Annotated in this window: 5 protein-coding genes; all 5 read right to left on the bottom strand. The window is 39.5% G+C overall.

Annotated features, from left to right (window positions below):
- On the bottom strand, positions 1-226 hold a 226-nt coding region (locus Q0502_RS13565), incomplete at its 3' end, for a hypothetical protein (RefSeq protein ID WP_298651636.1).
- Positions 227-584: 358 nt separating this feature from the next.
- The gene (locus Q0502_RS13560) at positions 585-1,961 is read right to left on the bottom strand and encodes a sulfatase (protein ID WP_286860852.1); all 1,377 of its coding nucleotides are present in this window, start codon (positions 1,959-1,961) and stop codon (positions 585-587) included.
- A 128-nt stretch (positions 1,962-2,089) separates the two neighbouring features.
- Positions 2,090-4,234: a sugar-binding domain-containing protein gene (locus Q0502_RS13555; RefSeq protein WP_298651633.1), complete on the bottom strand. Its 2,145-nt coding sequence runs from the start codon at positions 4,232-4,234 to the stop codon at positions 2,090-2,092.
- Positions 4,235-4,460: 226 nt separating this feature from the next.
- Positions 4,461-5,396 (bottom strand): DUF1735 domain-containing protein, encoded by a 936-nt coding sequence (locus tag Q0502_RS13550; protein ID WP_286860858.1) that lies wholly within the window; start codon positions 5,394-5,396, stop codon positions 4,461-4,463.
- A gap of 52 nt (positions 5,397-5,448) precedes the next feature.
- On the bottom strand, positions 5,449-7,199 hold a 1,751-nt coding region (locus Q0502_RS13545), incomplete at its 5' end, for a RagB/SusD family nutrient uptake outer membrane protein (RefSeq protein ID WP_298651628.1).

The following is a 7,199-nucleotide window of genomic DNA, read 5'->3' as shown; positions in this document are numbered from 1 at the left end:
AGGAAAAATAACCAGGAACAAGTCCGGATAACAGATTAGTCAAATTGGTTACGGGCAAGTTCTTATAATCATCCATTTTTATTGTAAAAGAAGCACCGTTAAAATTGGCGAAAGGAACATCTTTAAATGGAAGATTCAATGTATCCTTGTCCTGTTGAGCGCTTATTACAAAAGAAGAATTAATTAATAATATCAAAAGCCCGAATAATACTCTTTTTTTTCTCATTATTATCAATGTTTTATTCCAGTATAGAAATATTTCTTTATGAATCTCATTAAATATCAAAGTTGCACGATAATTCACACCTTTTCCTTTATTTTCTCTGCTTACAAAAGGGAACTGATGTGATTATCAATAGTAAATACAAGTTTAAGTGAACATATTTTAAAATATTTATTTAATCATTGTTAGTGGATAGAACAGGGACGAAGGAAGTGAAAATTTCATAAAATAAATGCCAGAAAGATCTCAAAAAATGCCACAATCTATTCAGATCTTAACTTTAGTAAACATTTTCACCAATTATCGTTACAAATTACAAAATACTTTTCCTCTAACTTATCAAATCTGCAACAGGATCAAATTAAAATTCAATATCCATAGCTACACCCTTATCACCCTGTTGCGCCATCCATTTTTCAAGTTCACTCTTCATGACAGAGATCCTGCTAGCATATTCTTTATTGTCCGCAAGATTGTTCATCTCCCAGGAATCATTTTTCAAATCATAAAATTCTACGGCAGGACGTTTCATATATCGCTCCGTTAATTCTTTTGCGACCACACTTGTTTTAGCACTTTCAAGCCAGCTTGCCCATGCCGAACGCTTATTTTTCACATTCATCAGATGTTTCTCAAAATAGTCCACATCCGGAGTAAGATTTATAATTAATTTGTACCTTTTATCCTGAATACTTCTGATTGGATATGCTGTTCCTTCGGGAATATTATTGTGAATACCGTAAGTCCAGTTCCGATGATCGTCATGTTCCCCATACAATACTTTCAGAAAGCTGCGTCCGTCAATATCATCAACAGCTTCGCCTCCACCAAAATCTATTAATGTTGGTAAAATATCCTCATATTGAACGAGTGCATCGCTGGTAGTTTTTGATTTTATCTTATGGGGATAGCGGGCTATAAAGGCACTATTCTGACCATACCGATAACAAGTCCACTTTCCAAACGGGAATTGTGGTCCCTGTTCTCCCAGAAAGATAACAAGTGTATTATCAAGTGTATTGGTTTTTTCAAGAACCTGCAAAACAGCACCAACCTCTTCATCCAACGCTTTAACTTCAGCAAGATAATTCCGGAATAAATTGCGGGTTATTGCATTATCCACAGTATTGGGTGGTAACACAATTTTATCAGCATCTATTTCTTCAGGATTCCCCCATGTCCATGGAGCATGAGGATGAATGCTGCATACAAAAAGACAAAAGGGTTTATTATCACGTTCGATAAACTCTTCAATCCCGTCAGTAGAATAATTTGCCGTACTGGAAACACAATTCACCTCAAAACCAGGTATTTCTTCAAAGTCATAAACTGATTTAGGCGTGGTGTGTTGCTTACCGGTTCTGCCCACTCTGTATCCTATATCTGGTAAATAGTGCGTCACACTTTTGATATTGGAATACGACGTCTTATGATTCTGAAAAGAACCATGTCTGGCAGGATATAGTCCGGTATATAGTGATGCACGTATGGGCACACTCATTGTTGCAGAGGCATAATTATTTCCCAACAAAATACCCTCGTTGGCAAGCCTGTCAATATTTGTAGTTTTAACATTCTTCCCGCCATAGCAACTCAACTCATTTGTAGCCAGGTCATCGGCCATGATTACTACAATATTGGGTTTCTTTTGAATATCATTTTCCGCTTTGGTCACCTCACACGAAAAAGTCAAAGGAACGCCTGGTATTAACAGAGATAAAAATTTTATTGACTTCATTGTACTTTTATTTAAGGGATTATACACCTATTAATTATAAAATTTTAAATTTGCAGATAAGCAATATAAGTTGCCTATCTGCAAATTAAAAATCCAGTTATCTTAAATAGATAATACTAGGCTATCTGCTAATAGCCAAATAATCCATAATCAAATACGGCATTTTGTTCAAAAGGACCACACTCTACCGCAAGAGTATTCTCTCCCTGTCTCAACAACGAGATAAATTCACTTATATTGATATCTTCATAGTGTCTTTTGCCTATTATCTTTTTATCTACCACCAGGCTACCGTTGAGATAAACCTTTACATCACCATAGGCAAGAATATGAAGGTAAATTCCTTCAGGGAGGTCATTCAGAGTAAAATGGCTTAGCGAGTATACCGGTTTCTCTTTGAGCACACTTACAGGACCATTTACTTTTTGAAACTTATTTGCATTTCGGCTCGTTTGCCAGTTATCTTCGGGTTGAACATGAGAAATATAGAGCTGTTGAGCATCAATTTCCGAATCAGCAATAAGTTTCTTCACGTCTCTTGTATCTGTTCCGTACAAAGGATGATGCAATATTCTTAATAGCTCAGGATCTATTTTGATCACTTTTCTGTCGTAAGTTAAAAGTCCGTTTACCTCACCTTCCACGTCTGTAGTCTGAGTATATACGGCGGCTGACAATCCATTATATCTTAATGGATACAGATTATGCATTAATTTTGTATACTCTTTTATCAGATCCGGAGAATTTGTATATGTCCGGTATCCCCAGTTTCGCATGGAAGGATCCCACAAATGATTTTCCACAGGAAGTCCTAATCCTCCGAATTCACCCAGCACAACCACACGACCGGGGTTCTGGGCAGCAGGTTCCATACCGGGACCCGGATATTGATGAGAGTCGATCATATGACCGCATTTTCTGTCTGTCCAGCCGCTAACGCCGTTAATTATTCGTGTTTTATCATATTGCATACTCCAGTCCACAACCCGTTTTGTATCGTATTGTCCCCATCCTTCATTGAAAATTACCCAGGTAACAATACTTGGAAAAAATTTCAACTGGTCGATCATTGTTTTCAATTCGTACTCGAACTGCACGGCAGATTCATGAGGTCGGTTCCAATCGTGCGGGGCATCCCAGTTTACATGTTGCTCCGATCTTTTGGCTGTTTCAAAACCTGAGACCATATCTTGCCAGAGAAGTATTCCAAGAGAATCGGCATAATAATAATAAAGCCATGGCTCTACTTTTATGTGTTTCCTCAACATATTGAAGCCCATATCCTTTAGTACTTCCATATCATAACGCATGGCTTCTGCAGAAGGTGGAGTCAGTAATCCATCAGGCCACCAGCCCTGATCCAGTGTTCCATATTGAAATAATGTCTTATTGTTAAGCTGTATTCTTTGATATCCTTGTTGATCTTTTACAATTGAAACCTTACGCATGGCAAAATATGAATCCACCACATCAAAGATCTTGTTATTTTTCTGTAATGACACCTCTAACCTGTAAAGGTCGGGTGATTCTGGTGTCCACAATTTCGGTTCCGCAATATTTAGTACAATTTCCTCAGAAGCAGAATAATTCTTATTCAACACCAACCGGTCACCGTCAAAAACTTTTACAGAGAGCATCTCACCCCCTTTTGTCCCGATCAGGTCAGTATTTAATATAACCTGGCTTTTATCAATATCCGAGACAGGATATAAAGAATTTATACGGATTTTATTCACAGGTTCAAGCCAAACAGTTTGCCAGATTCCACTAACAGGCGTATACCAGATTCCACGTGGGTCGAGCACCTGTTTTCCTCTTGCCTGACTATCCGTATCTGTAGGATCCCAGACCGATACAACTACTTCCTGTACACCCTTTCCCAGGTATTTTGTAATATCATATGAAAAAGCAGTGGAGCCTCCTTTGTGTATGCCAATTTGCTTTCCATTGACCCATACCGTTGTTTCCCAGTCTACAGCCTGAAAATGCAATAAAATATTTTGTCCGTTCCACTCTTTGGGTAACTCAAAAGTTTTTCTATACCATATCTTCTGATCGGGCTGAAGAATTTTCCCTACGCCGGACAAGGCGGATTCAACTGCAAAAGGAACTAATATTTCCCCCTGGAAATCCTTAGGTCTTGCCGCCTCTTTAGAAACGATAGCATAGTCCCACATACCGTTTAGATTTTTCCACTCACCTCTTTTTAATTGTGGGCGGGGGTATTCGGTCCATGCATTTTCAGGGGTAACCTTTTCTCCCCAGGTTGTCATAATTTTACCTTTTACAGGCTCATAAGACCGGGCCTCAAGATGAGCACTTATACCCAGTACTATTCCTAACAAAATTAGAGTAACTCTTCTATACATTTTAATAATTTATTTTGAATTGTTTAATTTCTTTCAACAATCTATATCGAATTTCACTTTCTTTATTCAGGATTTGTTATCCTGACCCTTCTAATTTTAAAGGGTAGCTGAGGTAAAAAATCTCTGAGTTTCACCACCGCCATTCATTTATATATAATCCATTGTCCTGTACATCACGAATTCTGTTCCGGAAAATGAGGTCTTCCAATACTTCACATACCGTTCCATCGGGCAAAGTATACTTGTATGACAGATGAAAAGTTCTGTTTTCAGCATCGTAGGTACAGTCGCCATTAGAGTGTACTGCAACGGGCGAATCCGGATGTGGCGAAATTGTTACGGCACCACTGCCGTTCGTCGGGACTTGCAGTAAAAAGATAAAATCTTTTGCCGGATCCGCACTATTCTTTTGGTCGTAGCGCACTGCGAAAGAGGTAGGCCCGTATGTCTGTAAAAAGCGAATACTATTTGTTTCAGTAGAAATGTTTTTGTAATTCACCACGTCATCTGTTGTACCATTTTTCCGCTTGGTAACACTCCCTGAGTAGTTGTAATATCCATGCTGTTTGGCAAAGTAGCTGACAGAGATACGAATATGGTTGGTAGCTTCAGGAATTGAATCCACATCGGGAGATGAAATGATTCGGAGTGGTAATATATATTCCCCTGTCAGCGATTTAGGATCTTTCAGAAAGGCAGTCGAGTCAATGATAATAGGCAGGTAACCTTTTAATTTACCTTTGGGTATCACAATTTGCGAAGCATGTCCAAGAGTGTAATATGAAGGGGGCAATACCGATTTATTGCTTGAGGTTACCAGCGAAGGGTCTACTACATATTCCACAATCCGGTCTTTCTTATTGTCGATCATACCAGCAAAAGTAATGCCTGCTTCAATTTGCAAACCTTCCCCTACTACTATGTTCCGGTTATAGTCCTGATAGACGAACAATGCCGAAGTATATGGGTAAATATCTTCTCCATCCTCAAAGCTGCAGGATACCAGAAATAAAATGGCAAAAGTGACAGCAATACCGTAAAGGGCTGAAAAATAAAGATTTTTCATATTTCTCATCTGTTTATATTTATTCAATTTTCAAGTAATTCAAATCGTAAACTTATTCCCATCCCGCATTTTGTACCAGCGAGGCATTGTATAACTCCATGTATGGGATTGGTTGCCAAGGGGACTTGAAATCTCTCTTTTCAAGTAAAATACGTTCATAAGAGAAAGTTCCGTCATTATTTTTTGTTATTTTCGTGCCATATATCTCTACATTGAGGGCATCAGGTTTTCCGTCGGGTATCCAGCGACGCAGATCATAATATCGATGTTCTTCAAAACTCAGATCCAACCGCCTCTCGTTGCGTATATAATCCCGGAACTTATTCTGATCGTTTCCGATAACATTATTTAAATATTGATTGCCAGCCCCATATTTCAGATGTAGTTTCTCGAGTACTGCTTTGGCTGTGAAACCAAATTGATGAGGATCTCCAGTCACTCCCCATGCTTCATTGGCTGCTTCCGCAAAGTTGAGATACAACTCAGGTTTGCCAAGGATAATGCGTGTCCGCTGGGTGGCTGCCGCCGTTGCTCCAGGTATCAGTGATACAGTTTTCGGACGCAATAACTTACGCAGGTAATACGAAGTGCGGGATGTATTTCTCAAGGGACTGTAAGCATCAGTCCCGCTTGTATGGCTTTCTATAGTATAATAATTGCCAGGTCCCATTTTAGAACCATTAAAAGCAACATACAGCGCCAATCTGGGATCTCTGTTGTCATAAGGTTTATTTTCATCATAGACTGAACTTTCTGTGATTGGATAACCATTTTTATCTGGAAAAGCATCTACAAAGTTCTGAGAAGGATTGTTAAGTGCGGCGCCATACATAGATGGAGGATAGTTCTCGTTTTCATATAGTTTGTTTCCGGTCAATACAGCGGCCCGGAAAAATAAATCTCGTCCGTTACTATTCCAGTCCTTATTTTGTAACTGACTAAAATAATATGCATTACCAATATCTTCCGTAGCACTGGAGACAGGTGCATTCACAAGATTCTGAAAACCTCCCTCTACTGATCTGATGGCTTCACCAGCAGCAATAGCAGCATCTTCCCACAGTTTGACATCGTTTACCGGATTAAAAGCAGGGCTGGCTGCATACAGCAATACCCTAGCCTTTAACGCCCGTGCACTGATGCCAGAGGCTCGTCCATTCATACTGGCACCAATTACGCGATCGGTACCTTTGTATTCAACCGGCAGATATTTTATCGCGGTGTCGCAGTCATTGATAATGGCTTTAACGCAATCGGCATATGACGCACGAGGAATTTTCAAATCATCGGTCACTTCCAACACACGGTCACCTACAAGAGGAATACCAAGTATCTCGTTATTCGCGGTTGTTCCTCCGAAATTTCTCAATAATTCAGAATAATAATAGGCACGCAGAAAAAAAGTTTCCCCATAGAGTCTCCAATATTCCCGTACATTGTCAATACTATCTTGTCTGGTAGCAATTTTGTAGAAGCGCACAGGCGTGGGGATAGCAGCTTCAGGATTAAACTCCATTTTTGAAAGGAATTGGTTCAAACGACGGATCTGTCTATAACCATCCACCCAATTATTTAATGGATTACGATCAGGGCTTAGAGCACCTGTCGCGCAGAGATAGTAATCACCGGAAAGATTACGGGACACTGAATTGTCGGTCATATTGTCCATTGCAATATCATAACTGTCCGTCAACGCATCATAAGCGTCCATCAGCGGTCCGCAAAAATAGGCGGCATTAGCAAACACAGCGTCTTCACTCATCGTATTGTCTGTCTGAGGTTCCAAAAAGTCGGAACAGGAAT

The organism is uncultured Proteiniphilum sp., from assembly GCF_937873925.1.
Lineage (GTDB): Bacteria > Bacteroidota > Bacteroidia > Bacteroidales > Dysgonomonadaceae > Proteiniphilum.
This window is presented reverse-complemented; position numbering and strand designations above follow the sequence as displayed.

Bases quoted from the DNA above. Each gene is read 5' to 3' on its own strand.
- Q0502_RS13560 (WP_286860852.1), bottom strand. From the start codon at position 1,961: ATGAAGTCAATAAAATTTTTATCTCTGTTAATACCAGGCGTTCCTTTG.
- Q0502_RS13555 (WP_298651633.1), bottom strand. From the start codon at position 4,234: ATGACAACCTGGGGAGAAAAGGTTACCCCTGAAAATGCATGGACCGAA.
- Q0502_RS13550 (WP_286860858.1), bottom strand. From the start codon at position 5,396: ATGAAAAATCTTTATTTTTCAGCCCTTTACGGTATTGCTGTCACTTTT.